This is a genomic window from Microbacterium sp. AK031, from assembly GCF_024807145.1.
Lineage (GTDB): Bacteria > Actinomycetota > Actinomycetes > Actinomycetales > Microbacteriaceae > Microbacterium.
The window spans coordinates 1-26,212 of the sequence record NZ_JANUCA010000006.1 but is presented as its reverse complement, the minus strand read 5'-3'; the positions used below and the strand labels follow the sequence as shown (position 1 = coordinate 26,212).

25 protein-coding genes and 1 pseudogene are annotated in these 26,212 nt (G+C 67.1%); 16 read left to right on the top strand and 10 right to left on the bottom strand.

Translation table 11 applies throughout. The features are described from left to right. Positions 1-6: 6 nt before the first annotated feature. The 4 genes from HDC95_RS11870 (at position 7) to HDC95_RS11855 (ending at position 5,771) form a co-directional block, all read left to right on the top strand. Entirely contained in the window at positions 7-969 is a 963-nt protein-coding gene (locus tag HDC95_RS11870) for a carbohydrate ABC transporter permease (RefSeq protein WP_259063726.1), read from the top strand. Then, positions 969-1,874: a carbohydrate ABC transporter permease gene (locus tag HDC95_RS11865; protein ID WP_259063725.1), complete on the top strand. Its 906-nt coding sequence runs from the start codon at positions 969-971 to the stop codon at positions 1,872-1,874. Before HDC95_RS11870 ends, HDC95_RS11865 begins: the two co-directional genes overlap by 1 nt. A 94-nt stretch (positions 1,875-1,968) precedes the next feature. Then, complete coding sequence (locus HDC95_RS11860) at positions 1,969-4,437, top strand: glycoside hydrolase family 2 TIM barrel-domain containing protein (RefSeq protein ID WP_259063723.1); 2,469 nt, start codon at positions 1,969-1,971, stop codon at positions 4,435-4,437. Between the two features lie 2 nt (positions 4,438-4,439). Continuing rightward, complete coding sequence (locus HDC95_RS11855; RefSeq protein ID WP_259063721.1) at positions 4,440-5,771, top strand: sulfatase-like hydrolase/transferase; 1,332 nt, start codon at positions 4,440-4,442, stop codon at positions 5,769-5,771. A 30-nt stretch (positions 5,772-5,801) separates the two neighbouring features. Here HDC95_RS11855 and HDC95_RS11850 read toward each other — a convergent pair whose 3' ends face one another. Further along, positions 5,802-6,383 (bottom strand): phytanoyl-CoA dioxygenase family protein, encoded by a 582-nt coding sequence (locus tag HDC95_RS11850; RefSeq protein ID WP_259063720.1) that lies wholly within the window; start codon positions 6,381-6,383, stop codon positions 5,802-5,804. Here HDC95_RS11850 and HDC95_RS11845 point away from each other — a divergent pair. Then, positions 6,342-6,671, top strand: coding sequence for a helix-turn-helix transcriptional regulator (locus HDC95_RS11845; protein WP_259063719.1), 330 nt, complete (start codon positions 6,342-6,344; stop codon positions 6,669-6,671). The genes HDC95_RS11850 and HDC95_RS11845 overlap by 42 nt on opposite strands. On the opposite strand, the gene HDC95_RS16830 is transcribed toward HDC95_RS11845, so the two are convergent. From HDC95_RS16830 to HDC95_RS11815, 6 genes and pseudogenes are all read right to left on the bottom strand, one after another. Beyond that, positions 6,649-6,999, bottom strand: coding sequence for a hypothetical protein (locus HDC95_RS16830; RefSeq protein WP_310503255.1), 351 nt, complete (start codon positions 6,997-6,999; stop codon positions 6,649-6,651). The two genes, HDC95_RS11845 and HDC95_RS16830, sit on opposite strands and share 23 nt — an antisense overlap. 106 nt (positions 7,000-7,105) lie before the next feature. Beyond that, positions 7,106-7,678: pseudogene (locus HDC95_RS16910) on the bottom strand (PfkB family carbohydrate kinase); the annotation flags it as partial. Beyond that, a complete protein-coding gene (locus HDC95_RS11830) occupies positions 7,678-7,959 on the bottom strand; it encodes a PfkB family carbohydrate kinase (RefSeq protein ID WP_259063717.1) in 282 nt (93 codons plus the stop codon). The pseudogene HDC95_RS16910 and the gene HDC95_RS11830, both read right to left, overlap by 1 nt. Continuing rightward, positions 7,952-8,578 carry a bifunctional 4-hydroxy-2-oxoglutarate aldolase/2-dehydro-3-deoxy-phosphogluconate aldolase gene (locus HDC95_RS11825; RefSeq protein WP_259063716.1) on the bottom strand — a complete coding sequence of 209 codons (627 nt, stop codon included), beginning with the start codon at positions 8,576-8,578 and terminating at the stop codon, positions 7,952-7,954. The genes HDC95_RS11830 and HDC95_RS11825 overlap by 8 nt, the downstream gene beginning before the upstream one ends. Then, positions 8,575-9,339 (bottom strand): 2-dehydro-3-deoxy-D-gluconate 5-dehydrogenase KduD, encoded by a 765-nt coding sequence (gene kduD / locus HDC95_RS11820; protein ID WP_259063715.1) that lies wholly within the window; start codon positions 9,337-9,339, stop codon positions 8,575-8,577. Before kduD ends, HDC95_RS11825 begins: the two co-directional genes overlap by 4 nt. Further along, positions 9,336-10,322: a zinc-binding dehydrogenase gene (locus HDC95_RS11815; protein ID WP_259063714.1), complete on the bottom strand. Its 987-nt coding sequence runs from the start codon at positions 10,320-10,322 to the stop codon at positions 9,336-9,338. Before HDC95_RS11815 ends, kduD begins: the two co-directional genes overlap by 4 nt. Before the next feature lie 220 nt (positions 10,323-10,542). On the opposite strand from HDC95_RS11815, the gene HDC95_RS11810 reads away from it, so the two are divergent. The 4 genes from HDC95_RS11810 to HDC95_RS11795 all read left to right on the top strand — a co-directional run bounded on the left by HDC95_RS11810 (position 10,543) and on the right by HDC95_RS11795 (position 14,633). Further along, positions 10,543-11,991, top strand: coding sequence for an arylsulfatase (locus HDC95_RS11810; RefSeq protein WP_259063713.1), 1,449 nt, complete (start codon positions 10,543-10,545; stop codon positions 11,989-11,991). After that, a complete protein-coding gene (locus tag HDC95_RS11805; protein ID WP_259063712.1) occupies positions 11,988-12,785 on the top strand; it encodes an SDR family NAD(P)-dependent oxidoreductase in 798 nt (265 codons plus the stop codon). The genes HDC95_RS11810 and HDC95_RS11805 overlap by 4 nt, the downstream gene beginning before the upstream one ends. Then, positions 12,757-13,650, top strand: a complete 894-nt coding sequence (locus HDC95_RS11800) for an SMP-30/gluconolactonase/LRE family protein (protein ID WP_259063710.1) — start codon at positions 12,757-12,759, stop codon at positions 13,648-13,650. The genes HDC95_RS11805 and HDC95_RS11800 overlap by 29 nt, the downstream gene beginning before the upstream one ends. Positions 13,651-13,733: 83 nt before the next feature. Continuing rightward, a complete protein-coding gene (locus HDC95_RS11795; protein ID WP_259063709.1) occupies positions 13,734-14,633 on the top strand; it encodes an aldo/keto reductase in 900 nt (299 codons plus the stop codon). Positions 14,634-14,678: 45 nt separating this feature from the next. On the opposite strand, the gene HDC95_RS11790 is transcribed toward HDC95_RS11795, so the two are convergent. From HDC95_RS11790 to dgoD, 3 genes are all read right to left on the bottom strand, one after another. Continuing rightward, positions 14,679-17,696, bottom strand: a complete 3,018-nt coding sequence (locus tag HDC95_RS11790) for a glycoside hydrolase family 2 TIM barrel-domain containing protein (RefSeq protein WP_396652699.1) — start codon at positions 17,694-17,696, stop codon at positions 14,679-14,681. Between the two features lie 68 nt (positions 17,697-17,764). Further along, positions 17,765-18,562 (bottom strand): FadR/GntR family transcriptional regulator, encoded by a 798-nt coding sequence (locus HDC95_RS11785; RefSeq protein ID WP_259063708.1) that lies wholly within the window; start codon positions 18,560-18,562, stop codon positions 17,765-17,767. 58 nt (positions 18,563-18,620) lie between these two features. Next, the gene (gene dgoD, locus HDC95_RS11780) at positions 18,621-19,766 is read right to left on the bottom strand and encodes a galactonate dehydratase (RefSeq protein ID WP_259063707.1); all 1,146 of its coding nucleotides are present in this window, start codon (positions 19,764-19,766) and stop codon (positions 18,621-18,623) included. Positions 19,767-19,911: 145 nt separating this feature from the next. Here dgoD and HDC95_RS11775 point away from each other — a divergent pair, with 145 nt between their 5' ends. From HDC95_RS11775 to HDC95_RS11750, 7 genes are all read left to right on the top strand, one after another. Further along, a complete protein-coding gene (locus HDC95_RS11775; protein WP_259063706.1) occupies positions 19,912-20,775 on the top strand; it encodes a fumarylacetoacetate hydrolase family protein in 864 nt (287 codons plus the stop codon). Further along, entirely contained in the window at positions 20,772-21,545 is a 774-nt protein-coding gene (locus HDC95_RS11770) for an SDR family NAD(P)-dependent oxidoreductase (protein ID WP_259063705.1), read from the top strand. The genes HDC95_RS11775 and HDC95_RS11770 overlap by 4 nt, the downstream gene beginning before the upstream one ends. Then, positions 21,542-22,540, top strand: a complete 999-nt coding sequence (locus HDC95_RS11765) for a phosphotransferase family protein (RefSeq protein ID WP_259063704.1) — start codon at positions 21,542-21,544, stop codon at positions 22,538-22,540. The genes HDC95_RS11770 and HDC95_RS11765 overlap by 4 nt, the downstream gene beginning before the upstream one ends. After that, a complete protein-coding gene (eno, locus tag HDC95_RS11760; protein WP_259063703.1) occupies positions 22,537-23,823 on the top strand; it encodes a phosphopyruvate hydratase in 1,287 nt (428 codons plus the stop codon). Before HDC95_RS11765 ends, eno begins: the two co-directional genes overlap by 4 nt. A gap of 21 nt (positions 23,824-23,844) precedes the next feature. Continuing rightward, the gene (locus HDC95_RS11755) at positions 23,845-24,636 is read left to right on the top strand and encodes an SDR family NAD(P)-dependent oxidoreductase (protein WP_259063702.1); all 792 of its coding nucleotides are present in this window, start codon (positions 23,845-23,847) and stop codon (positions 24,634-24,636) included. 202 nt (positions 24,637-24,838) lie between these two features. Further along, entirely contained in the window at positions 24,839-25,150 is a 312-nt protein-coding gene (locus tag HDC95_RS16905) for an SMP-30/gluconolactonase/LRE family protein (RefSeq protein WP_396652704.1), read from the top strand. Positions 25,151-25,475: 325 nt separating this feature from the next. Further along, positions 25,476-26,212 (top strand): IS256 family transposase (locus HDC95_RS11750; protein ID WP_259063701.1); only part of this gene is annotated, 737 nt, incomplete at its 3' end.

Here is a 26,212-nt window from a genome sequence, read left to right as displayed (position 1 = left end):
TAAGACATGACGCTTGCCACCGAGCGGTCGGCCAGCGGTGTCTCTCGTGCAGGGCGCGGCGTGAACTCCACCCGTCGCGCCCTCACCACGGCAGGACACCGCCGCCGCGCCATTGCTCTGTTCACCATCCCCTTCCTCGCGCTGTTCGTGTTGACGAACGTGGCACCGCTTCTCTTCGCGATCGGGCAGAGCTTCTTCGCACGCAAGTCCAGCGGACTGGGGCTGACAGCTCCGGAGACGGTGTTCGTCGGGGTGGACAACTATGCACGCGTGGTGACCGACCCGGACTTCTGGGGTTCATTCGGTCATATGTTCGGCATCGCCATCGTGCAGGTGCCGGTGATGCTGGGCGGGGCGCTGGTGTTGGCACTCCTGCTCGACTCCGCCGCCGCGAGGGGGGTTCGAGCGTTCCGCTTGATCTACTTCCTCCCCTACGCGATCCCGGGACTGGTCGGGGCGATCCTATGGTCGTATCTGTACTCGCCTACGCTCAGCCCGATCGTCGACGCCGCGGCCAACGTCGGGGTTGATCTGGACTTCCTCGCTCAGGGAACCGTGCTCCTGTCGATCGGGAACATGATCACGTGGGGATGGATGGGGTACAACATGCTCATCATCCTGTCGGCGTTGCAGTCGATTCCCCGGGAGATGTACGAGGCGGCCCGTCTCGACGGTGCGTCCGAGTGGCAGCTAGCCCTGAGGATCAAGCTCCCGCAGGTAGGGCCTGCTCTCGTGCTGACGGGGACGCTGTCCATCATCGGCGCGATCCAGATCTTCAACGAGGCGAAGGTTCTCGAGACGATCTCCGACAACGTCAACTCGACGTTCGTTCCGACCATGTTCGTGATGCAGGCAGCGTTCCAGTCTGACGACTTCAACTATGCCGCCGCGGCCTCGGTCGTGGTGGCGATCATCGCAGGAGTGCTCTCCATGCTGTACTACCGACTCACCACGCGAAAGGCGCAGTGATGGCTACCGCGACTCTCGTTACCGCGAACCGACGGAAGACGGCGGCGCCGGTTCCCTCTCCCGACGCGCTGCACGTCTCGAAGACGTCGACGGTCCTGACCTTCGGGGTTCTTCTCCTCAGCGCGTTGTACTTTCTCGTCCCGGTTTGGTGGTTGATCGTTTCCGCCACGAAAGACGACGGAGACCTCTTCGCCACGAACGGACTGTGGTTCGGCGAGTTCAATCTCTTTCAGAACATCGCCGACGTCTTCACCTACGAGACCGGCGCGTTCCCGCTGTGGATGCTCAACTCCGTCATCTACGCGGGCGTCGGTGGGGCGGTCGCGACCCTCCTCGGGGCCGCGTGCGGCTACGCACTGGCCAAGTACGACTTCTGGGGTCGAGGAGCGCTGTTCGCGTTCGTCATCGCCGGCGTCCTCCTTCCCTCCGCGCTGTTGACCATCCCGCTGTACTTGATGTTCTCCTGGATGGGAATCGTCAACACCTATCTGGCGGTCCTCCTCCCGGCATTCGTCAGTCCGTTCGCGGTGTACCTCTGCCGCGTGTATGCGGCAGCCAGCGTGTCAGATGAACTCATCGAAGCGGCGCGCATCGACGGTGCGAGCGAGCTGCGGATCTTCTTCTCGATCGCGCTGCGGATCATGTCCCCGGCGCTGGTCACGGTCTTCCTCTTCACGTTCGTCGCGGTGTGGAACAACTTCTTCCTCCCGCTCGTGATGCTCTCGAGCACAGACCTCTTCCCCGTGACACTTGGGCTGTACCAGTGGTTCTCACGCCAGAACGAACCCGTCTACAGCCTCGTCATCACCGGCGCCTTCCTCTCGGTCATCCCCCTCGTGATCGCCTTCCTCGCACTGCAGCGGTTCTGGCGCGCCGGACTGACCGCAGGAAGTGTGAAGTCGTGAGGCCTGGCGCCGGTCGCCCGAGCCGCGGTCGATCGGCGCCACCCTCCGACGAGGCCGGCTTCCCCCTCCACCATCGTTCCTCGAAAGGACCCACATGACCCGCCGCACGACCTCGCTCAACGGAGACTGGCGCTTTGCTCTCGACGCCGACATACCGGCGGAAGCGCGCATCCATGGGAACGTGCAGATCATCGCCAATGAGACCAGCCTGTGGCAGAAGGCTGGCAACCACGGGCTCTCGCGCACAGGGAACCCCGCGCTCGAAGAGTGGCGAGAGGTGCGCGTGCCCCACGACTATGCGCTGGATGGCGAGTTCACCGTCGAGGTGGATGCGAAGGTTGGAGGTCTGCGGCGCGAGCCGGCCGTTTACGCCCGCGTCTTCGAGCTCGACCCGGTGGGCGAGCACGAGCGGGTCCACATCGAGTTCGACGGGGTGTTCCGCGACTCCCGCGTCTTCGTCAACGGCCACTTCGTCGGTCGTCACCTCAGCGGATACACCTCGTTCGCCTATGACATCACCGAACTGTGCGAGACCGGTGCGAACACGGTCGTCGTGCACGTCGACCCGACCGACAACGAGCTCTGGAGCTATGAAGGGGCCGGCGTGTACCGCGAGGTTCGGCTCGTGCGCACCGCCGACGTGTACATCGACGCCCGGACTCTGCATGTGCGTGCGAAGGTGGATGGATCCGTCGCCGTCGACCTGCCCGTGGCGAACATGAGCTTCGACCCGGTGGACGCGGTCGTGCGGTGCACGGTGTCCGACGGATCGGGCGCTCTCGTTGCGGAGTCCGCGGCCACGGCCGTACGCGTGGACGATGTCGCCACCTCCTCGAGGACGGTGTCGATGACCGTTGCCGACCCGCGCCTGTGGAGGCCCGAGGACCCCGCGCTGTATGTCGTGCGCAGCGAAATCCTCGTTGACGACGAGGTGGTCGACAGCGTCACCACCGTCACGGGATTCCGGGACATCCGGTTCGACCCGTCGGGGGGCTTCTTCCTCAACGGGGTCGGCATGAAGCTGAAGGGCGTGTGCATCCACCAGGACCACGCCGGAGTCGGCATCGCGGTGCCGCCAGCGCTGCAGGAATGGAGGATGCGCCAGCTGAAGGAGATGGGGTGCAACGCCATCCGCGTGAGTCATAACCCGCCGGATCCGGCGTTGCTCGACGCATGTGACCGCGTGGGCATCATGGTGATGGACGAGGTACGCATCCCCGGGATCGGCGACGAGCTTCTCGGGCAGGCCGAAGACCTCGTGCGACGCGACCGCAACCACCCCTCGGTGATCATGTGGAGCATCGGCAATGAGGAGATGCAGCTCCATGGCCGGCGAGTCGGGAAGGCCATTCTCAAGCGCATGCGCCACGCCGTCAGCCGCCTGGACGATCGGCCGACGACCTATGCCATGAATCAGACTTGGGCGGAGCTGGTCGACTTCCACGCGGAGGATGGGCATTTCGTCGACGTGTTCGGCTCGAACTACCGGTCGGGTCAGCGCAGCGAGAACTACGACGATGTCCACGCGAAGTACCCGGACTGGCCGAAGGTCGCCACCGAGACGTTCGGCGGCGCCGCCACCCGCGGGCTCTACAACCCCGACCGGGGGTCCAGCCTTCCGATGACCATCGGGGATCGCTGGGACGACCACAACAACTTCCCCGATGAACGATTCCCCGAGACCGCGAGCGCCTACGGCACGACCCACACGCCATGGGGTTACACGATCGAGGAGACCTGGCGCGACTGCGTCGCGCGCCCGTTCCTGTCCGGAACGTTCATCTGGACGGGATTCGACTACCGCGGCGAGACCTTCCCGTACGACTGGCCCTCGGTGATCTCCCGTTTCGGGATTCTCGACTACTGCGGGTTCCCCAAGGAGATCGCTCACTACCTTCGTGCCTGGTGGCGCCCCGAGGACGCGTACACGTTCGTGATGCCGCACTGGACGTGGTACGGCCGCGAGGGGCAGCAGATCGACGTGCAGTGCTACAGCAACGCCGCCCGTGTGCAGATCCAGGTCAACGGTGAAGTCGTCGCCGACGAGGCCATGCCGGTGAACGGGCGCGTCGACGCGAGCGTCACCTATGCGCCCGGAGAACTCGTCACCATCGGTTTCGATGCCGACGGTGTGGAGGTCTCGCGAGACACCCGCTCGACCGTTTCCGCGCCTGCGCGGATTCAGCTCGCCGTCGATCGCGATCGTCTTCGTGCCGGTGGTGACGATCTTGCCGTCGTCGTCGCGCGCGTCGTCGATGCCGAAGGTCGGCTCCACCCCTTATCGGACGAAACGTTGTTCTTCGAGGTGTCAGGCCCCGGTGCGGTGCTCGGAACCGGGAACGGGGATCCGAACTCGCACGAGTCCGACCGTGCTCCGCAGCGTCGGGCGTTCCACGGGCTCGCCGAGGTTCTGGTTCGCACGACCGACGAGGAAGGCGAGATCACCGTGTCGGCTTCCGGCTGGAACCTCGGAACCACGACCCTCACCCTGCAGAGCGTGGCCGATCCGGGCGTTCCCGCCTTCGGCGGGGTCGCGTGGAAGGCCACGATGGAGCGGATGTGAGCATGGCGGAGCGCCCGAATGTCGTCCTGATCTTCATGGACGACATGACGCATTGGTCCCTCCGCAGCGATCAGGTCTCGACGCCGAACCTCGACGCCTTGCGCGCAAGGGGCATCACGTTCACCCACGCGGAGAACCAGGGGTCCACCATCCCGGCTGTCTGCACGCCGGCGCGTCGCATGCTTCTGACCGGATTGACGGTCTTCGATTCCGAGCCCGGATTCGACGACGTCACCCGGCTGGGGCGGGCGCTGACCGGGGCCGGATACGACTCGTACTTCACGGGCAAGTGGCACAACCGCGAGTCGGCCCTCGAGGAGGACTACGCCGAGGTCGGACCGTGGGGTGGTGGCATGCTCGGGACGACGGACACGTCCGACGAGGCCTATCACCGACCGAGTGGGACCGACGCCTGGGACCCCGCGGACACCGCACGAGGCGGCCACTGGATGACGCGAGACGATGGGCGGATCGAGCACTCCTCGGAGCGATGGACCGATGCCGCCGTCGACTTCGTCGCGCGTGACCACGGTTCGAGTCCGTACTTCCTCCACCTCGCCTACCACGCACCGCACGACCCGCGACAAGCGCCCCAGGAGTTCCTCGACCGCTACCCCGGGGATGCGATTCGCATCCCCCCGAACTTCCTGCCGGAGCATCCGTTCGACAACGGTTCGCTGCGTCTGCGTGATGAACAACTCGCGCCGTTCCCCCGCACGGAGGCGGCGGTTCAGCTGCACCGCCGGGAGTACTTCGCGATGATCACCCACGTAGACCGGGAGATCGGGAGGCTGCTGCGCGCGGTCGAGGACGCGGAGCGTCGCTCAGGCCGGGAGACCGTGATCGTCTTCTCGGGAGATCACGGTCTCGCCCTGGGAGAGCACGGACTGATGGGAAAGCAGAGTCTGTACGACCACAGCACCCGCGTGCCACTCGTGGTCGCCGGGCCCGGCGTCCCCGCCGCGCAGGAACGGACCACCCCGGTCTACTCGGGGAGCATCTACGCCACCATCTGCGATCTCGTCGGCGTCACCGCCCCCGAACACCTGCAGTTCCCCTCGCTCGTCCCGATCGTCGATGGTATCGACGACTCCCGCGACGTAGAGGTCTTCACCGCGTACGGTATGGACCAGCGGGCAGTCCGTCGCGGACGGTTCAAGCTCATCTCCTACGCGGATCTCGCGCACGATCAGCTGTTCGACACCGTCGACGACCCGTGGGAACGCCAGAACCTCATCGCCGATCCCGCGAATGCGGACCTCGTCGAATCCATGCGCGAGCAGCTCCGCCGGACGCAGATCGCCCTGCACGACCCCGCGGTCGCGCCGTCATGAAGGGGTGGGTGCGGCGCCGCACCCACCCCTTCAGGCCCGGACCGTGGAGTGCTCGGGGCGCTCGGCCAGCCAGTCGTTCAGATGGGCGACTCGCTCCGGATGCTTCCGGCTCCGTGCGAGGAATCCCGCCCCGTGGGAGGTCATCGGGTCCTGGTCGGTCGGCTGGTATCGCAGATCGACACTCCACCGCACGTGGTCCGAATCGTTCCGAGTCGAACAGTGCACCAGTCGGTCGTTGAACAGGATCGCGGTACCCGCCGGGATCGGGAGGGCCACGGAGCGATCGCGGACGAGCCCGGCCGCTTCGAGGTCGACCTCGGTGAAGCCTGTTCCGCTGTAAGTCTCGCGGTGGAAGGCATGCACCTTGTGGGTCTGCGTGCGGGGCAGGACGTGGAGGCAGCCGTTCTCCAGAGTCGCGTCGACGAACGAGATCCACACCGTGACCACCGGGTTGGAGTTCGCATCGGGCCAGTACGACTTGTCCTGGTGCCACGGCACCGCACCGGCGGCCACACGGGGGACTTTCGGCCGGACATTGTACACCGGGTTCGAGAGTGGAGCGACCTCAGCGTGAGGGCGCTCGCCGCACGGTCGCGATACTCCGCCTCCCACTTGGCGCGTCTGTTCGTCGAGTACCGCGGCGTGAGCGTGGCGGCGTTCGTCCGCGACCGACGGATGGCGACGGCCAAGCACCTGCTCGAGCGGACGACGCAGCCCGTGGCGTCGATCGCGGCATCGGTGGGCTTCTCCGACGTCCAATCCTTCAACAAAGCCTGCCGACGCTACCTGGGCGCACCACCGCGGGCCGTGCGGCGGGCCTCCGTGGCAGGAGCCGCCGGCGCGTGGGGGGAGTCCGTCGGTGTCGGCGTCTCGGCGCTCAGGCCGACGGGTTCCCGGTGATCGGAGCGCCGACGCGGAGAGCCGGCTCGGAGGAGGCGAGGTTCGCGGCTGCCTGCCGTTCGGCGTCGCGCGCATCGCCCGAGGCGACGGCGGCGTACAGCGCTCGGTGCGAGGCTGCCCCATCGCGGATGTCACGCCCCTGCGCGAGGAATCCGCTCATGCTGCGCCGGAAGCTGTCCTCGATCGTCTCCGTCTCCGACACCGTGGCCTCGAGTGCGGCGCGACGGGCGCGGCCGGCGTTGTGCGCCGTCGGTCGCTTGCCCTTGGCCAAGTCGATCAGCCCGCGTCCCTCGAGGACGACTCGTCGACGCGCGGGCTGAGCTTTCACCGGGAGACGGGTTCGGTGGCAGAGAGTGCCTCGACGTCCGCGGGGCGGGGAGTCCTTCCCAGTCGCCGGCCGCCGTGCACGCCAATGCACCCGAGCGGATTCCGGCCTCAAGCGCCTGCACCCGGTCGGCCCTGGTGACCAGTGCGGCGAGGAACCCCGACACGAACGCATCGCCGGCTCCCACGGTGTCCACGACGTCGACGGGGATCGCGGCGCGGTGGATCCTTCCATCCGCGTCGGAGAGCAGTGCTCCATCGCCACCGAGCTTGATGACGACGGTGGCCGCCCCGAGCCCGTGCAGTTCCGCACAGGCGGCCTCGGCGTCGAGGAGATCGTCGTCGAGGATCAAGCGGGCCTCGTCCAGCCCGGCGAACACAAGGCCTGAGGCGGTGACGAGATCGCGGTATGCGGGCCGCGCACACGACGCGGACCACAGCCTGCCTCGGTGGTTCACATCGAAACTCACAAGCACACCGGCCGCCCTGGCGCGGCCGACGGCAGCACGCACCGTCGCATGTGCGTCGGTCGACAGCGCCGGCGTGATGCCCGTCAGGTGCAGGACACGGGCGCTCTCGATGAGTCCGTCCGGCACGTCGGCCGGTGTCAGACGGGAGGCTGCGCTACCCGCCCGGTGATACCACACGTGCGTGGCGTTGCTGCTGCGTCGCTCTTTCAGCATCATGCCGGTGGGAGATCGGGATCGACACGGGCGTACACGGTCACGCCCTCCGCGCGCAGATCGCGCTGGATCCGCAGGCCGGCGCTGTCATCGCCGAGTCGACTGACCCAAGCGGACGGCACGCCGAGTCGTCGGGCGCCGATGGCCACATTGCTCTCAGCGCCTCCGATGCTCACATCGAGCGCGGCAGCCATCTCGAGCCCCTCCGCCCGTTGGCTGTGCAGGAGGAGCATCGTCTCGCCGATGGGCACGATGGCGGGTGTCTCTGCGTCCTCAGGCATCGAGCGCCGCCATCGTCGCGCGGGCCAACGTCGTGATCATCTCGAAGTCCCCGTCCCGGATCGCCTCCGCCGGCACCATCCAGCTACCGCTGACTGCGAAGATCGCAGGGTCCGCGAGGTACTCGGCGGCCTTGGTCTGGTCGACTCCGCCGCTGGGCATGAACCGCATCTCGGGAAACGGCCCGTGCAGTGCGCGAATGAAGGGCAGTCCGCCGAGCGCTCCCGCTGGGAAGACCTTCACGTGGTCGAGTCCGGCGCGACGAGCCGCTTGCGCCTCCGTCGCGCTTCCGACCCCCGGCACCGGCAGCACGTCGGTTTCGCGTGCGGCGTAGACAAGGTCCGCGTCGAACCCCGGACTGACGGCGAACCGGGCACCCGCCGCGCGCACATCGGCGAGCTCTCGACGCGAAGTGACCGTCCCGGCACCGACGATCAGGTCATCCCGGGAAGCGAGCGACGCCAGCGCATCGAGGCCGGCCGGCGTTCGGATGGTGATCTCGATCGCGCGGATGCCTCCCGCGACAAGAGCGTCAGCCAACGGCTCGGCCGCGGCGGCGTCGTCGAGCACGACGACCGGCACGACGCGGGCGGCGATCAAGGCGTCGAGGGCGACGTTCATCGGCCGAGCCACCCGCCGTCGACCGGAAGGGTCACACCCGAGACGTAGTCCGACGCCCGGGACGCCAGGAACACCGTCGCGCCGCCGAGGTCGTCGGCACGCCCCCACCGTCCGGCGGGGATCCGTTCGAGGATGCTTCGTGAGCGGTCAGGGTCATCCTGCAGTGCCTGGGTGTTGTCGGTGGCGATATAGCCGGGGGCGATCGCGTTTACGTTGACTCCTCGCGCGGTCCACTCGTTCGCGAGGGCTTTGGTCAGACCTGCGATCCCCGACTTGGACGCGGCATATCCCGGAACGGTGATGCCGCCCTGGAAGCTGAGCAGCGACGCGGTGAAGATGACCTTGCCGAGCCCGCGTTCGAGCATGCCCCGGCCCAGCGCTTGCGTGAGCGCGAACTGGCTGGACAGGTTCACGTCGAGAACGTGATCCCAGTCGGCCAGGGCGTGCTCCGCTGCGGGCGCGCGCCGTATCGTCCCGGCGTTGTTGACCAGGATGTCGATGGGACCGTGTTCGGTGACGACGGTCTCGGCGAAGGAGAGGACCGCGCCGCGGTCGGCGAAGTCGACGGCGTAGCCGTGGAACCGCTGACCGTGCGCCTCCACCCGACTTCGCACCTCGCTTTCCGCAGGTGAAAGCGTCGCGGAGACGCCGACGATGTCGGCGCCGGCCGCCGCGAGCGCTTCGGCCATAGCCAGTCCGATTCCGCGCTTGGCACCGGTGACGACGGCCGTACGGCCGGTGAGGTCGAACAGATCGTTCATGCGGGCGCCCCTTCGGCAGCGACATCGACGAGGACCTTCATCGCCCCCGAGCCCAGCTTCGCGAACGCGTCCTGGATATCCTCGAGCGCGGCGATGTCGGTGATGAGGGCATCGGCGGGAATGACCCCGCCATCGAGCAGTTCGACGGCGCGCTCGAAATCGGTGCGCTGGTACACGCGCGCACCGAGCAGACGCAGTTCGCGCCAGAAGACCTGCTTGAGGTCGATGGGGCGCGGATCCGGGTGGATCGCAACGACGACGATCGTGCCGCGGACCTTCGCCAATGCCGTGGTCCCCAGCACAGCGGCGGCCGAGCCCGAGACCTCGAACACCACGTCTGCGCCGGCACCCGAGGTCCACGCCTCCACGGTGGCGACCTGGTCGGCGGCGAGCGGATCCAGGGTGCGGAATCCGAGCGCCTCCGCCGCAGCGCGTCGTGACGCATCGACTTCGATCAGGAGGACCTCGGCGCCGATGTCTCGGGCGACCGTGGCGATGAGCACGCCGATCGGCCCACCGCCGACGACCACCGCGCGATCTCCCGCGGCCAGTTCGGAGCGCCGGACGTCGTGCACCGCCACCGCGACGGGTTCGACGAGCGCAGCATCTCGGAGCGGAAGGCTCTCGGGCAGCGCGACGAGTGCGCGCGCGGGCACGTTCCACAGTTCCTGTAGGGCCCCAGTGGAGTCGATGCCGATGAAGTCGAGGTTCTGACAGATGTGCTGGTTGCCGGCATCGCAGGCGGGGCACTCCGAGCACCAATCGAGAGGCATGACGGTCACCGGGGCTCCGATCGTCCACCCGCTCACGCCGTCGCCGACGGCCGCGACGCGACCACTCATCTCGTGGCCGATGATCGCGGGGAACGTCACCCGTGCATCCATCGCCCCGTGCAAGATGTGCAGGTCCGTGCCGCACAAACCGACGTGCGAAACGGCGACCTGAACCTCGCCGGGGGCCGGTGGCTGGGCCTCAACTGTCATCGCGGCCATCTTCCCGTCGCCGATATACGCTACTGATCGCATTCGTCCTCGAATCCTTCCGACCGATGCACCCATCAGGGAACCGGTTTTTCATAGTAGATTGGCAACGCTGTCGAGAGGACAGCGCACGTGCAGGGTCGGGCTGCGGCGCGTGGCCGAGCGGTCGACTGCTATAAATAGGTTAGATGAATTTGCTCATGGATGCGCAAGGAGGGGACCGATGACTCGACCCAACATCGTCATCATCTACATGGACGACCTCGGCTACGGCGACGTCGGGGCATACGGCGCCTCCGCGGTCGAGACGCCGAACATAGACCGACTCGCGTCCGGCGGGCTGCGCTTCACGGATGGATACGCGACATCTGCGACCTGTACACCGAGCCGATACGCGTTGCTGACCGGGGAGTACCCGTGGCGCAAGTCGGGGGCGGAGATCCTTACCGGCGACGCCGCCATGATCATCGAAGAAGATCAGATGACGTTGCCGAGCATGCTGGTCGCACGCGGCTACCGGACGGGGATCGTCGGCAAGTGGCACCTTGGTCTCGGTCACGGCGGCGTCGATTGGAACCGTCCGATCCGGCCTTGCCCCCTCGACGTCGGCTTCGAGGAGAGCTACATCATCGCGGCGACCCAGGACCGCGTCCCGACGGTGTACATCGAGGACCGCTCGGTCGTTGGCCTCGATCCTGAGGATCCCATCGAGGTCTCGTACGAGCATCCGTTCCCGGGGGAGCCTGTCGCCGCCGAGCATCCGGAGCTGCTTCGGCTGGCATCGTCTCACGGGCACGATAACGCGATCGTAAACGGGATCGGACGCATCGGATACATGCGCGGGGGGCAGGCGGCGCGGTGGACCGATGAGGACATGGCTGAACACCTCATCGAGCGAGCGAGGGATTTCGTCCGCCGTTCGCGGGAGTCGGGCGAGGAGCAGAAGCCCTTCTTCCTCTATCTCGCGCTCCACCAACCCCACGTCCCACGCACGCCGAGTGCGCGATTTGTCGGTGCCACCGACATGGGGCCCCGCGGGGACGCGATCGCCGAGGCGGATTGGTGTGTCGGCGAGATCCTCGACGAGCTCGAAACGGCGGGGGTGCTAGACAGCACCTTGATCGTGTTCTCGAGCGACAATGGGCCGGTCCTCGACGACGGGTACCAAGACGACGCCGTCGAGCGTGTGGGCGACCACCGTCCAGCCGGCCCCCTGCGCGGAGGCAAGTACAGCCTGTTCGACGCGGGTACACGGGTGCCCTTCATCGTGCACTGGCCGGCTCGCGTGGCGCCGGGAACGAGTAATGCGCTGATCTGCCAGATGGACCTTCTCGCGTCGATTGCGGCTCTGGTCGGCGCCGATGTGCCGACCGCCGACTCCGAGAACCATCTGGCGGCACTCCTCGGCGACACCGAAATCGGTCGGGAGTCACTCGTGGTCGAAGCCATCCATCGGACTGCGTTCCGGCGGGGCGAATGGGCGATGATCCCCCCGCACGCCGGACCGGAGCGGTTGCCCGCGAAGGGGATAGAGACGGGAAACGCTGACCGCCACCGGCTCTACAACCTGCGAGAGGATCCTCACCAGGACCACGACCTCGCATCCGCACACCCCGACACACTCCGGTCCCTCGTCGACGAGTTCGCCCGGATCATGGAGGTTGCCACATGAGCGTCGCATCACCGGCACAACCGAATCGGATCGGCGCTACCCCGTTGCACGAGCACAAGACCGCGATCGTCACCGGCGCCGCTCAGGGCATCGGCGCCGCGGTCGCGCGCCAACTGGTCGCCGACGGTGCCCTCGTGTGGGCGGTGGACATCGACGGGGATGCCGGACGGGCGCTCGCCGCTATCGCACCGGATCGCATCCGATTCGTCAACGCAGACGTGACGGATTCGTCGGCCCTATCCGCTGTCGTCGCGGAAGCCGTTCGCGACAGCGGCCGCGTGGACATCCTCGTCACCAGTGCCAGCATGGACGCCGGCCACGATGCGGTCGAGATGTCCCCACAAACGTGGGACGCGGTCATGGGGCTCAACGTGAAGTCCGTGTGGCTGGCTGCACGGGAGGTCCTCCCGACGATGACCGCGGCCGGACACGGCGCCATCGTCAACATCGGATCGCTGCACGGTCGGATGACCGTCGAGGGAGCTTTCCCCTACGGCGTCAGCAAAGCCGGAGTGGAGGCGATGGGTCGAAGCCTCGCTCTGGACTATGGTCCGGCCGGCATCCGTGTCAACACCGTGATCCCGGGGTGGACGCGCAGTGAGCGGGTCGAGCAGCACTTCGAACGCATCGGACCGGACGAGGTCGCGCGTATCGACGCGACGCACGCGCTGAGACGAACGGCCTCCCCTGCCGAGGTCGCCGACGCGGTGTCGTTCATCGCGAGCGACCGCGCGTCGTTCGTGACGGGTGCAACCTGGATCGTCGATGGCGGATTGGGGGCTCGCTTTGCATGACCACGATTCGCATGACCACGATGTTCGACGCGTAGGGCGTCACGCGCACGTGCTCGCCGAGGGCCCGGTCTGGGAGCCGATTCGGGACCGAGCGCTCTGGGTCGATATCGACGGCCGCCAGGTCTGGGCGGCCACATGGCCCGCCCTGAACCCGACGCTCGCGTGGGAGTCCGACCGGAAAGTGTGCGCGATCCTTCCCTCCGAAGACGGGGGGATGCTGGTGGTGGAGTCTGATCGACTCGTCCATGTCGACGCCGGGGGTGTCGTCCAGGGAGAGCGGGTTGTGCCTCTGGCGGAAGGGCGTCGCTTCAACGACGCGACATGCGACCCTCGTGGGCGCCTCGTGCTCGGTACGCTGAGCGGCGACGGTGCCCGCGCGGACGAGTCCCTCTTCCGCCTCGACGAGGCGGGGAGGCTTTGCACGCTTCGCGTGGGTCTCAGCCTCTCCAACGGAATAGCCTTCTCCGAGGACGGGAGCACGATGTACCACGTCGATACGTTGCGCAACCGCGTCGACATCCTCGACGACGACGGGCACGGTGTATCCGTGCGCGGCTCGTTCGATGTGACAGACGGTTACCCGGACGGGATCGCCGTCGACGCCGGGGGCGACATCTGGGTCGCGGTCTGGGGCGGCGCTGCCGTGCGCCGGTACCGTCCCGACGGGAGCGTCCGCGAGACCCGCACGCTCCCCGCGAGACACGTGTCGTCGGTCGCGTTCGTGGGACCCGAGCGAGACCGCCTGCTGGTCACCTCGGCAACCGTCGACCTTGCGGAACCGCAAGCGCAAGACGGTGGGGTGTTCCTCCTCGACCCAGGCGTCCGCGGCCTCCCGGTGGTCGCGTGGGCTCCGGTGACGCTGTGAGCCCGGAACCCGCGGCGCGGTCGACGCGCCGTCTGCCGACGCCCTCCCCCGCCCGACCGGTGCCAACCCCCTCGCCGTCCCTCATGACGTTGGGGGCATCTGGTCTAGGACGTGCGGCGTTCGCGGGGACCGTGGAGCGCGACGTCGCGATTGACCTCGCCGTCGCCATGATCGAGAGCCCCCATGCGCTCATCGACACCGCGAACGAGTACGACGGTGGCCGCTCGGAAGAAGTCATCGGGATCGCACTGCGCCATTCGGGAGTGACCGGCCCTGCACCGGTGGTGACCAAGGTCGACCGTGACCTGGACTCCGGGGTGTTCGACCGCGATCGGGTGCTGAGGTCCTACGACGAGAGCCTCGCAAGACTGGGGGTCGATCGCGTCTCGCTGCTGCACCTTCACGATCCCTTCACCATCACCTTCGACCAGGCGTCGGGGCGCGACGGAGCGATCGCGGGGATGATAGAGCTCCGCGAGGCCGGGGCGGTCGACGCGATTGGAATCGCGGCGGGGCCGATTTCCATGGTTCGACCTTTCGTCGAAACCGGCTTGTTCGACGCAGTTCTCGTGCACAACCGGTACACGATCGTCGACCAGTCCGCACGCGCCTTGTTCGCCGACGCCAGATCCCGGGGGATGACCGTGTTTAACGCGGCTCCTTTCGGCGCGGGTCTGCTGGCGAAAGGCTCCGGCTCCGGTGCGCGATACGGATACAGCGACACCACCGCGCAGCTGCGCGCCTGGGTGGCACGGGCCGAAGACGTGTGCAGGAGCTATCGCGTCGACCTCAAGGCCGTCGCGCTGGCCTTCTCGCTCCGCGCACCGCTCATCGACTCGACCGTGGTGAGCGCGTCATCGACAGCGCGTCTCGCCCAACTCGACGAGCTCGCAGCCACGCCGATCCCGGATGCGGTGTGGGACGAACTGGATGCTCTCGGACCCGCGCCGACGAACCTCGACGACGGCGAGCCCGACGATTGACGTGCGCCCGGGGCCCCGGACGCGGGTGCGCCAGGGCCCCGACTGTCACATGCTTCGGAACCGGTAGGAGAAGCTTCGAGCGCTCGGCCACAGGGCGTGGCGCGGCTCGACATCTGGCCCGCACGCGCGCGAGCCCAGGCCATGCACACCATCGTCGAGGTATAGATGATGGCGCTCGGGAACGGGCAGCTCGAAGGGATGCGACGCACGGTCGAGTTCATGGCTGCTCCACCGACTCAGTGTGAATCCGCCCGTCCCCGGCAACCGACGTCCTGCAGGCGTGATGCGCAGCACGCCGTCGTCAGAGGAGAGATCGAGCCGCCGCAGACCGGAACGGTGTCCCGACTCCTGTGGGCGTGCGTGCATCGTGTTCATCTGCGCGACCGTCGCACGGTGCGTTCCGAGGAATGCCCCGTCGCGCATGTCCGGATACGACTCGCCGGGACCCTGACCGACCCACTCCACGGTGTGCCATGACGTGGGTACGGTGAAGTGCACCCCGATCCGCGGCCAGGAGGTGTCCCATCCGTTGCTCGGAGCGACATCGACGACGAGCTGGGGTTCGTCGCTCGCCAGTGCGCTCCACTCGTACCGCACACGTAGTGTCGGGGCTTTGTCCGCCGGCGCCACCACGGTGTCCACGACGAACGTGTCGGCGCCCGTCTCGATCGCGACGACGCGGTGCCGGAGGCGGTCCAGTCCGCGCTTTCGCCATCGTTCCTCGCTGGGTTCGGCCGGGACCATTCCGAGACCGCGCGGCGTGGACTCCGGGGCAGCGATCTCGAACGACCCCGCACCGCGGCCGCGGTCGTTGTCGGTGGGAGCGCGCCACAACTCGAGCCTGCCGCCGGTGATCTCGTGACCGAGGAGCGCGAGGAGTTCACCGCTTTGCGGGTCGAATCGCGCTGCCGGGTAGGAACCGTCGGTCCGCGTAGGGCGGGTTCTTCCAGCCGGCGCAGCCGGTACCGGGGAGGCAGGATCCGCGGAGTGGTCGGCATGAGCGACGACGTGGCCGCTCGATGCCCACGCCGTGGCGTCGCGGACCACGGCGCGGGCCGAGAGCCATCCGCCAGCGGGCGGGGTGGCATCCGTGGGAAGGGCAAAGACGCGCGAGCGACCCGGTGGAACGTCTTCCAGGACGGTCGAAATCACCCGGGAGCGGCCTTCATCATCGACCGACTCGACGATGATGTCGAGCCACTCCGTGCCCCGCGAGTGCTGCCGGTTGTGCACCGTGAGCGCGTCAGCGGCGAGGGAGAGGCGTACCGGCGCGGACATCGCAGCGAACTCCACGAGGCCCGAGGTGGGCGTCCCGTCCGAGAGGACGAGGCCGTCGATGACGAAGTTGCCGTCGTGGACCTGCTCCCCGAAGTCCCCGCCGTATGCGAAGTAGGTCGTACCGTCGGCGGTGCGATGCTCGAGACCGTGGTCGCGCCACTCCCAGATGAACCCGCCATGCAGGCGGGGAGACGATTCGACTGTCTCGTCGTACCAGTCCAGCCCTCCGGGGCCGGTTCCCAGGGCGGCACCGTACTCGCACATCACCATCGGCCTCGAGCGCACGCGTGCCGCCTCGGCCGGCGTGCAGCCGAAGATGTCGCCCTGGTCGGAGGCGATCGTCTGAAGCTCGGCGGGCGTGGGGTACATCCGCGAGTAGACGTCCGTGTAGGCACCGGTGTAGTCGCCCTCGTAGTGCACGGGTCGTCCCGGATCTCGACGGTGCACCCAGGACGACATTGCCGCGAGGTTCTGTCCGGTTCCCGACTCGTTTCCAAGCGACCACATCACGATCGACGGATGGTTCTTGTCTCGTTCGAGCGTGCGATGCATGCGGTCCAGGTATGCGTCGCGCCAGCGAGGATCGTCGCTGGGGTTGGCCACCCAATCGACGAAGAAGAACGCGTGCGTTTCGAGGTCGCATTCGAGGATGACCCAGAAGCCCAACTCGTCGCAGAGGTCGAGTGTTCGCGGATGCGGCGGGTAGTGGCTCGTGCGGATGGCGTTGATGTTGTGCCGCTTCATGGTGAGCAGATCGGCACGCGCTGCCTCCTCGTCGAACACACGACCAAGCTGGTGGTGGAACTCGTGCCGATTGACGCCGCGGAAGGTCACGGGGCGGCCATTGACGAGAAACCGGTCGCCATCGATGCGGACGGTGCGGAAACCGAGGCGCAGACGCACGGTCTCGCCGACACCAGTCACGGATGCCTCGTACAGACGTGGTTCCTCTGCCGACCACGGCTCCACCGTTCCGACATCGAGCGGCGCGGCGGCGTCGAGCGAGGCGCGGTCCGCGAACGTTGTCTCCACGTCGAGCTCGGGGATGCGCAAGGTGAGCGGAAACGCATCGTCGGTCGCATCGACGCGCGTGGTGAGGAAGCCGCGCCCGCGTGTCTCGTCGAAGTCCGCCTGCAGCCACACATCGTCAAGGCAGCCCGTCGGGCGAGCCAGCAGTGCTACATCGCGGAAGATTCCGGGAAGCCACCACTGATCCTGATCTTCGAGGTAGGTTCCCGCAGACCATTGATGCACGCGCACCGCGAGCACGTTTCGTCCCGGCCGCAGCAATCCCGTGACGTCGAACTCGCGTACCAGCCGGCTCCCGGTGCTCCCGCCGACTTCGACTCCGTTCAACCAGACGACGAAGGCCGACTCCACTCCATCGAAACGCAGCAACGTTCGCGATGACGAATCCCCTGATGGCATGTCGAACTCACGACGATAGTCGCCCGTCGGATTCTCATCGGGAACGAACGGAGGGTCCAGTGGGATCGGCAACTGGATGTTGGTGTAGATGGGCGCGCCTCGATCACGACCCGCTGGCAGTACCCAATGGGAAGGCACGGTGATCCGGCCTGCCGGGGGAGGTGGATCGTCGGGAGAGATGAAGTCGAGGGGCGCCGAAGCTCGTGGAGCGAGGCGGAACCACCACTCTCCGTTGAGATCGACCCGCTCCGCGTCGCTGCTCAGATGCGAGCGTGCGGGAGCGACTCTGCCGAAAGAGGGTTGGGGCGTGCCCAGTATGTGCGATGGGAGAGCTGGGTAGTCTGGTGAACTCGTCATGCAACCGGTTTTCTTTCTGATCGGAGAACAGGGGGCTCAGCGTCAAGCGGGCTGAGGTGTGTGGGAAGCTACTTCGCGGGCCCGGACCCGTTCAGCGTGAGCTGCAGGTCGCGAGCGGTGCGTTCGAGATGCCGTTTCATAGCCTTCTCCGCGCCGGCGCTATCGCCAGCAGAGACAAGCTCGAAAATGTGGCGGTGCTCTTCCACGGCATCCTGGACATCTCCGCCTGCCGCTATAAAGCCGTGGAAGCTCTGCGTGAAGCTGTGGTGCAGCGAGGAAGCGAGGCTCTCGAGAAGCAGAGAGAGCATGCGATTGCCGCTGGCCAGAGCCAGAGCTTCGTGAAAGTCGACATCAGCCATGTTGTATCGAGCAATGCTCGCGGGTGATCCGTCGAGTTCGTCCGCGGAGCGCTGCATCTCGTCGAGTGCCGAACTCATCGCGCTCACCGCCGCTCTGCCGGCGTGCTTCGCCGCCTCGGAAGCCGAGAGCACCTCAAGTGAGCGACGGACGTTGAGAAGCTCGAGCACAGAACGTGAGTCGCGTCGGATGGCGACGCTCAAGAACCGCGACATAACGCTGCTGTCGGGTTGACGGACGGTGGGGCGCCGGCCGCGGCTGAGCTCGACGAGGCCCTGGCCGGCCAGGACCTTGAGTGCCTCGCGGACCGTGAGGCGGCTGACGCCGAGCGACTCCGCCAGTGACGCCTCTGCCGGCAGCTGATCGCCTGCCTCGGCTTGGCCGACGATCAACTCTTCCAGTTCCCGCACGGCGTAGGCCAGCGCGGTCTCGTCCGAGCGGGCACCTGACGCGACAGTGCTGAGATCATGGGGATCAGCGTGAGGTTCCGGGGGTGCGCTGGCGACCATAGCATGGAGCTTATCCTCCCTGGTGATCTCAGGGTTCACGAGTGTTGGAGGCACGAGCTCACCACTCGGCGAGGCTTCCGTCACGATGCCGCCACACAGGCGCGTGCCAGTCGTGACCGCGCTTGGCCGCGTCCCGAACAGCTGCGTCGTCGATCTCGATTCCGAGCCCGGGACGCGTGGGGCGCTCGATCGAGCCAGCTACCACGTCGAAGACCGAGCCATCGAGCACGTAGTCGAGCACGTCCCAGTCGTCGTTGTAGTGGATGCCACGGCTCTGCTCCTGGATCAGGAAGTTCGGCGCTGCGAAGTCAACCTGCAGACACGACGCCAAAGCAATCGGACCGAGCGGGCAGTGCGGGGCCAGTGCAACTCCAGAGGTCTCGGCCTGCGCGGCGATGCGTCGCATCTCTGAGATCCCGCCGCAGTGGGACACATCCGGCTGAGCCACGGCGATTCCAGAGGCCAACAGGGGAACGAAGTCCCAGCGTGAGTACGCGCGCTCGCCGGTGGCAATCGGCACTGTCGTCGATTCCACGATCCGAGCCAGATGCGCGCCGGCGAGCTCGGGAACAACCGGCTCCTCGACGAACAGCGGATTCAACGACTCCAGCAGGGGGAGCGTTCGACGTGACATCGCGGGCGAGAACCGACCGTGGAAGTCGAGCGCGAAGTCGTCGTCGCCCATTGCATCGCGCACCGCCTCGGCGCGCGCGATGACGGAGCGGAGGTCGCCCGAGGACGGGATCGCAGTCAGCTCGGCGGATCCGTTCATCTTCACGCAGTCGAACCCCTGTTCGCGGCGGATCTGCGCCTCGGCGGCGATATCGCCGGGGCGGTCGCCGGCGATCCACGCGTAGACGCGTGCGCGTTCGCGCACGGCACCGCCGAGAAGCTGGTAGATCGGGACGCCGAGGCGCTTGCCGGCGATGTCCCACAGAGCCTGGTCGAGTCCGGCGATGGCGCTGGAGAACACTGCGCCACCTCGGTAGAAGCCCGCTCGCGTGAGCTCTTGCCAGAGGTCCTCGATGCGGCTCGAGTCTCGCCCGATGAGCGGGGCAGAGAGCTCTTCGACAGCAGCCTTCACCGTGCGTGCGCGGCCCTCGACAACCGGCTCTCCCCAGCCGACCAGGCCCTCATCGGTCTCCACGCGCACGAACAACCAGCGTGGCGGCACCAGGAACGTCTCGATCCGGGCGATCTTCATGTTCAACCTCCTTGTTCCCGCAAAGGTATCAGATATGCACATGCGGTTTTCGCGAAAAATCCCCGCAGTTCCGCGTTGAGCGGCGTCGACGTATCTGATATCTTTCTGGCAGTAGACGTCAGTACGGACGAATGAGAGGACGACGATGAAGTTCCTTCGCGTAGGAGACCCAGGCCACGAGATCGAGGTCGCGAGCACCGACGGGGTTCTGGGGCTCGACGTGCGCTCCGTGATCACCGAGGGTGCAGACCCGATGACGATCGAGGGAATGGACCTCATCAAGGCCGCACTCGCCGAGGATGCCGCGGATATCGACCTGACGACGGTGCGTATCGGGTCTCCGATTGCTCGGCCCGGCAAGGTCGTCTGCGTCGGACTGAACTACCGTCAGCACGCGGCGGAGGCACAGATGCCGATCCCTGAGGAGCCGATCCTCTTCATGAAGACGCCCTACACTGTGCAAGGGCCGAACGATACGGTCATCATTCCCCCGAGCAGTGAGAAGACCGACTACGAGGTCGAGCTTGCCATCGTGATCGGGCGGCGCGCCGAGTACCTCTCATCGCCCGCCGAGGCGCGCGAGCACATCCTCGGGTATGCGATCTCGGACGATGTCTCGGAGCGCCACTTCCAACTCGAGCGCGGTGGGCAGTGGGACAAGGGCAAGAATTGCGACACCTTCAACCCGCTCGGGCCCTGGATCGCGACCACCGACGAGATCCCCGATCCGCAAGCACTCGACCTGCGACTGCGGGTGAACAACGAGGTTCGGCAGAACTCGTCGACGGCCGACATGATCTTCGACGTCGATCATCTCGTCTGGTACGTCAGTCAGTTCATGACGCTGCTCCCCGGGGACGTCATCAATACCGGAACCCCGCAGGGCGTCGGATCGGGCTTCACGCCCGGCAAGTTCCTCTCTGCGGGTGATGTCGTCGAGGTCGAGATCACCGGTCTCGGCGTGCAGCGCCACGAGTTCGCGGAGTTCGTGCGTGGTGGTACGCGATGAGCGCGCACGTCGCTCTCGAGCAGTTCCCGCGCGACTACGCCGCCGTGGTGATCGGTGGTGGCGCTGGTATCGGCGAAGCGACCGCTCTGCTGCTCGGTGCACGTGGCGTCGATGTCACCGTCGCTGACCGTGATGGAGACGCCGCCGAGGCGGTCGCGGCGGCGATCCGGGATGCCGGGGGTATCGCGGCATCCGCCGCGTGCGACGTGACCGACGAGGCCGACGTGCGTGCCGCGTTCGACTGTGCGGTTGCGCGGTGCGGGCGAGTCCACGCGGTCGTCAACTCCGCCGGCATCCAAGGGCCGCTCGGACGGCCCAGCCACGAGGTCGAGATCGACGAGTTCGAGCGCACGCTCGCGGTGAACCTCACGCCCGGCCTGACGATTGCGCGGGTCGCCGTGCCGCACTTCCTCGAGCACGGCTACGGGCGAATCCTACACGTCGCGTCGATCGCCGGCAAAGAGGGCAACCCGAACATGATCGGCTATTCCGCGAGCAAGGCAGGGCTCATCGGACTCGTCAAGGCGCAGGGCAAGGAGTACAGCCGCGCCGGGATCACGGTCAACGCGCTCGCGCCCGCCGTCATCCGCACGCCGTTCCTCGACAGCCAGCCCCAGTCGGTCATCGACTACATGCTCGAGAAGATCCCGATGGGGCGCACCGGCGAGCTGGACGAGGTGGCGGAGATGATCGCATTCGTCATCTCGCCCGCCGCGGGATTCACCACTGGCTTCACCTTTGACCTTAGCGGCGGGCGGGCGACATATTGAATGATGCCGAAGAGCTGCTCGACGAGCAGAGCGTCGTTCCGTATCTCGCCGGCCGGGGGGTCGTCGACGGTACGCGCGCGACGGCGCAGCTGCTCGGTGGGGGAGTGAGCAACGTCGTCTTGGCCGTGACCGACCGGTCCCGTCGCCTCGTGCTCAAGCAGGCGCGAGCCAAGCTCGCGGTCGCGGAGGCCTGGTTTGCGCCACGGGAGCGGGTGCTACGCGAGGCGGAAGGGCTGCGCGTTCTGTCGGGCATCGACCCGGATGCGGCACCGGCGGTCGTTGACCTCGACTCCGAGGCGCTCACGATGACGATGGAGCAGGCGCCCGACGACTGGACCGACTGGAAGACTCGCCTCCTGGCCGGGGATGTCGACCCCGCTATCGCTGCTCAGCTCGGCGGATCGCTTTCCCGCATGCATCAGGCTACGCGAGGGGGAAGCGGTCTCAGCGCAGAGCTCGTTGCGGATGTCGAGACGTTCGACGTTCTCCGGATCGAGCCGTACCACCGCACGGCGGCCCGCCGAAACCCTGACCTCGCGACGGCGATCGACGACGTGGTGGAGCGCATGCGCGACACCCGCCAGTGTTTGGTCCACGGGGACTTCTCGCCCAAGAATATTCTCGTCGGCGACGGTGGCGCTTGGATCATCGACTTCGAGGTCGCGCACTTGGGGGATCCCAGCTTCGATGTCGCCTTTCTCGAGACCCATCTGCTTCTCAAGACGATCCATGCACCAGAGCGCCGCGACGCGTTCGCCGAGGCATCCCGAGCGTTTCTCGACGCCTACACCCGAGACACGCCGATTCCGGATGCCGCGCATCTGTCGCGACAGATCGGATGCCTGCTGCTGGCGCGAGTCGATGGCAAGTCGCCCGCAGAATACCTGCGCGCACCCGAGCAGCGTCGCGCGCATGAACTGGGACGAACGTTGCTCCTCGAGGCGCCGGACGCGCCCGAGACTGCATGGACACTGATGGAACAGGAAACGGAATGACCGACGATCGCATTGTCCGCACCCACGCCTGGGAGGCCCTCGACTCACGTGGCCGCCCCACGGTCGCGTGCACGCTGACGCTCGCCAACGGCGCTGAAGGCCGTGCGGTGGTGCCCTCTGGCGCCTCCACGGGGCGCCACGAGGCGCTCGAGCAGCGCGACGGCGGTGACCGCTACGGCGGGTGGGGCGTCGCCGGTGCGGTCCGCGCCGTAAACGAGGAGTACGCCCGAATCGTCGAGGGGCGCTCGGTCGCTGACCGGGAGGGCCTCGACGCCGCCGTCGAAGAGCACGACGGCACCGACAACCTGGGACGGCTCGGGTCGAACGCCGCTCTCGCGATCTCGCTCGCGGCGACCGTTGCTCACGCGGCATCCGAGCGCGCTCCGCTCTGGTCGACGCTGACCGGCCCGCGGCCGGCGAGCATCCCGATGCCGATGGTGAATATCCTCTCCGGCGGCGCGCACGCGGGTCGCGCCGTCGACGTGCAGGACTTCCTCGCCGTGCCTGTCGGAGCGGCATCCTTCACCGAGGGCATCGAGCAGATCGCACGCGTCCGCGCCGCCTGCGCACGTCTGCTGGATGAACGCGGTGGGTGGTCGGCGCTGGTCGCCGACGAAGGGGGTCTCGCTGCTCGACTTGAGAGCAATGAGGCGGTGCTCGCACTGCTCGCCGACGGCATCGATGCGGCGGGGTTCACCGGAGACGAGATGGCGATCGCGCTCGACATCGCCGCGACGCAGCTCGTCGAGGGCGACGCGATCGTGCTTGCAGGGCAGGGCGAGCGACTCGCCGTCGCCGAGTGGCTCGACCTGGTCGCCGGGTGGACCACGCGCTATCCCATCGTGTCGATCGAGGACGTCGTCGGCGAGGATGACTGGGCGGGGGCCCGTGCGGCGACCGCGCGCCTGCCTCACGTGCAGATGCTCGGGGACGATCACTTCGCGACGAACCTCGGGCGGGTCCGGCGCGGTATCGGGGAGGCATCTGCGAATGCCGTGCTGGTCAAGGTCAACCAGGCGGGGTCGGTGTCGCGCGCCGAGCGGGTCGTGTTCGAGGCGATCGGCGCAGGCTTTGAAACGGTGGTCAGCGCGCGGTCCGGAGATACGGAAGACTCGTGGCTGGCGGACCTCGCCGTCGGATGGGGCGCGCGGCAGATCAAGGTCGGATCCACGATGCGTAGCGAGCGCACCGCCAAGTGGAACCGCCTGCTGGAACTCGAGAGCATTGGCGACCTGCCGTTCGCCGGACGTGACGCGCTGGCGGGGTACCGCCGGTCTGCGTGAAGTGGAGAGGAGGAGACCAGGATGTCGACAGTGGAAGCCATCGGAGGGGGCCCGGCCGGGCGGCTCTGGGAGGGCAAGACCGCGATCGTCACCGGCGGCGCGCTCGGGATCGGCGCGGCCATCGCCGAGCAGGGGGTCGCTGACGGGGCGCGGGTTTGGATCTTCGACATCGCCGACGAGGAGGGTGAGGCTGTCGCCGACCATCTCGGCGACACCTGCCGCTACCGGCACGTCGATGTGACCGATGAGCGTGCCGTCATCGAGGCCGTCGCCGAGATCGTGACTCAGGAGGGCGCGATCGACATCCTCATCAACAACGCGTGCGAGGATGCCAGTGAGGATGCCGTCAGCATGAGCATCGATCGGTGGGACGCGATCATGCGCCTCAACCTCACCTCGGCATGGCTCATGTCTCGCGCCGTGCTGCCGTCGATGATCGCGGCGGGTGGCGGGAACATCGTCAACATCGGCTCGCTGCACGCGCGGCTGACCGAGGAGGGTGCGTTCCCCTACGCCGCCGGCAAAGCAGGCCTGGGCGGGCTCACGCGTTCGCTCGCGCTGGACTACGGCCCCAGGGGAGTGCGCGTCAACATGGTCTGCCCGGGGTGGACGCGCAGCGAGCGCGTTCAGGAGCTCTTCGACCGCATCGGGCCCGAGGCCGTCGAGCGCATCGAGAGCACGCACGCTCTGCGTCGAGTCGCCACGCCTGCCGATATCGCGCCAACGGTCTCGTTCATTGCCTCTGATCACGCGGCCTTCGTCACCGGGGCGACATGGGAGGTCGACGGGGGTCTCGGAGCCCGCTTTGCCTGAGCCGGATTCATCACACGAGAGCCGGCAGCTCGCGCAACTCGGCAGTAGAACCTTCGAGCTGGGGGAGGGGCCCACCTGGGACTCTCGTCGAGAGGGGCCCACCTGGGACTCTCGTAGAGAGCGAGCGCTGTGGGTGGATATCGATGGATGCTCCGCGTGGGCGTGAAGATTCGGCGACGATCCCGATGAGGACGAACCCAACCTGGTCTACTCGTCCGATCGCGAAGTCTGCGCGACCCTTCCCGCTGACGACGGCGGAACGCTTATCATCGAAGCAGATCGTTTCGTGCATCTCGACCCGTCGGGCGCCGTCGTGGATTCACGACACTGCCCTCTTCGTGCGAACCGCCGCTTCAACGACGCCACCATTGACCCGCAGGGTCGCCTCGTGGTCGGCACGCTCACGCGTGATGGCGACACCGGGGTCGAGGAGCTCTTTCGGCTCGAGGCTGACGGGCGCTTGCGACTGTTTCGCTCAGGCATCTCCCTTTCGAATGGGATTACCTTGGGATAGGGACTTTGTGCGCCGCCAGATGAAGTCCCCGCCGCCTGGATTCGAGTTGGGAGGAGGCGAGAGTGACGAGCCGTCCGACGAGTGGACGTTCGTGATGCCCGGAGATCCTGGGGACGACGCACCCTCGGTGCAAGGGGTCGAGTGGACAAGCCTTCGTGGAGTGAGAGACGCCCACACACTGCCGCGTACGTGGCGTGGCAAGAGTTGAGTCCCGCATAGTGGTGTAGCGCACGGTGATCAAGCATGTCGGTATCGACGTGAACGCGGTCACCGTGTGATCCTTCGAGAAAGCTCTCTACTTCTCACTCGAAAAGGAATCATCACGATGACCGCTCCTCATATTGTCGACCCTGCCGGCGTGCTTAGCGAAGCGCTGTCGGACGCGTCGCCGGATTTGATGCGCAGCTTGCTGCAGACCATGATCAACGCTCTCCTGTCCGCGGACGCCGATGCCGTGGTCGGCGCGGAGTGGGGCATGTCCAGTCCCGACCGCACGACCCAGCGCAACGGCTACCGTCACCGGGATCTGGATACCCGGGTCGGGACGATTGATATCGCTGTCCCGAAGCTGCGTCAGGGCACCTATTTTCCGGAATGGCTGATGGAGCGACGCAAACGCGCGGAGACGGCAATGATCACCGTGATCGCGGACTGCTACCTCGCCGGCGTCTCCACCCGCCGGATGGACAAGCTCGTCAAGACCCTCGGGATCCACTCCCTGTCCAAGTCGCAGGTCTCCAGGATGGCCACGGACCTCGACGAGAACGTCGACCAGTTCCGCCACCGGCCTCTCGGCGACGCGGGCCCGTTCACGTTCGTCGCCGCAGACGCGCTCACGATGAAGGTCCGTGAGGGCGGCCGCGTCATCAACGCCGTCGTCCTCGTCGCGACCGGGGTGAACGCGGACGGGCGCCGTGAAGTCCTCGGCGTCCGCGTCGCGACAAGCGAGACCGGGGCGGCGTGGTCAAGCTTCTTCGCCGACCTCGTCGCCCGCGGCCTGACCGGTGTCCGCCTCGTCACCAGCGACGCCCACGCAGGCTTGGTGGAAGCGATCGCCGCGAA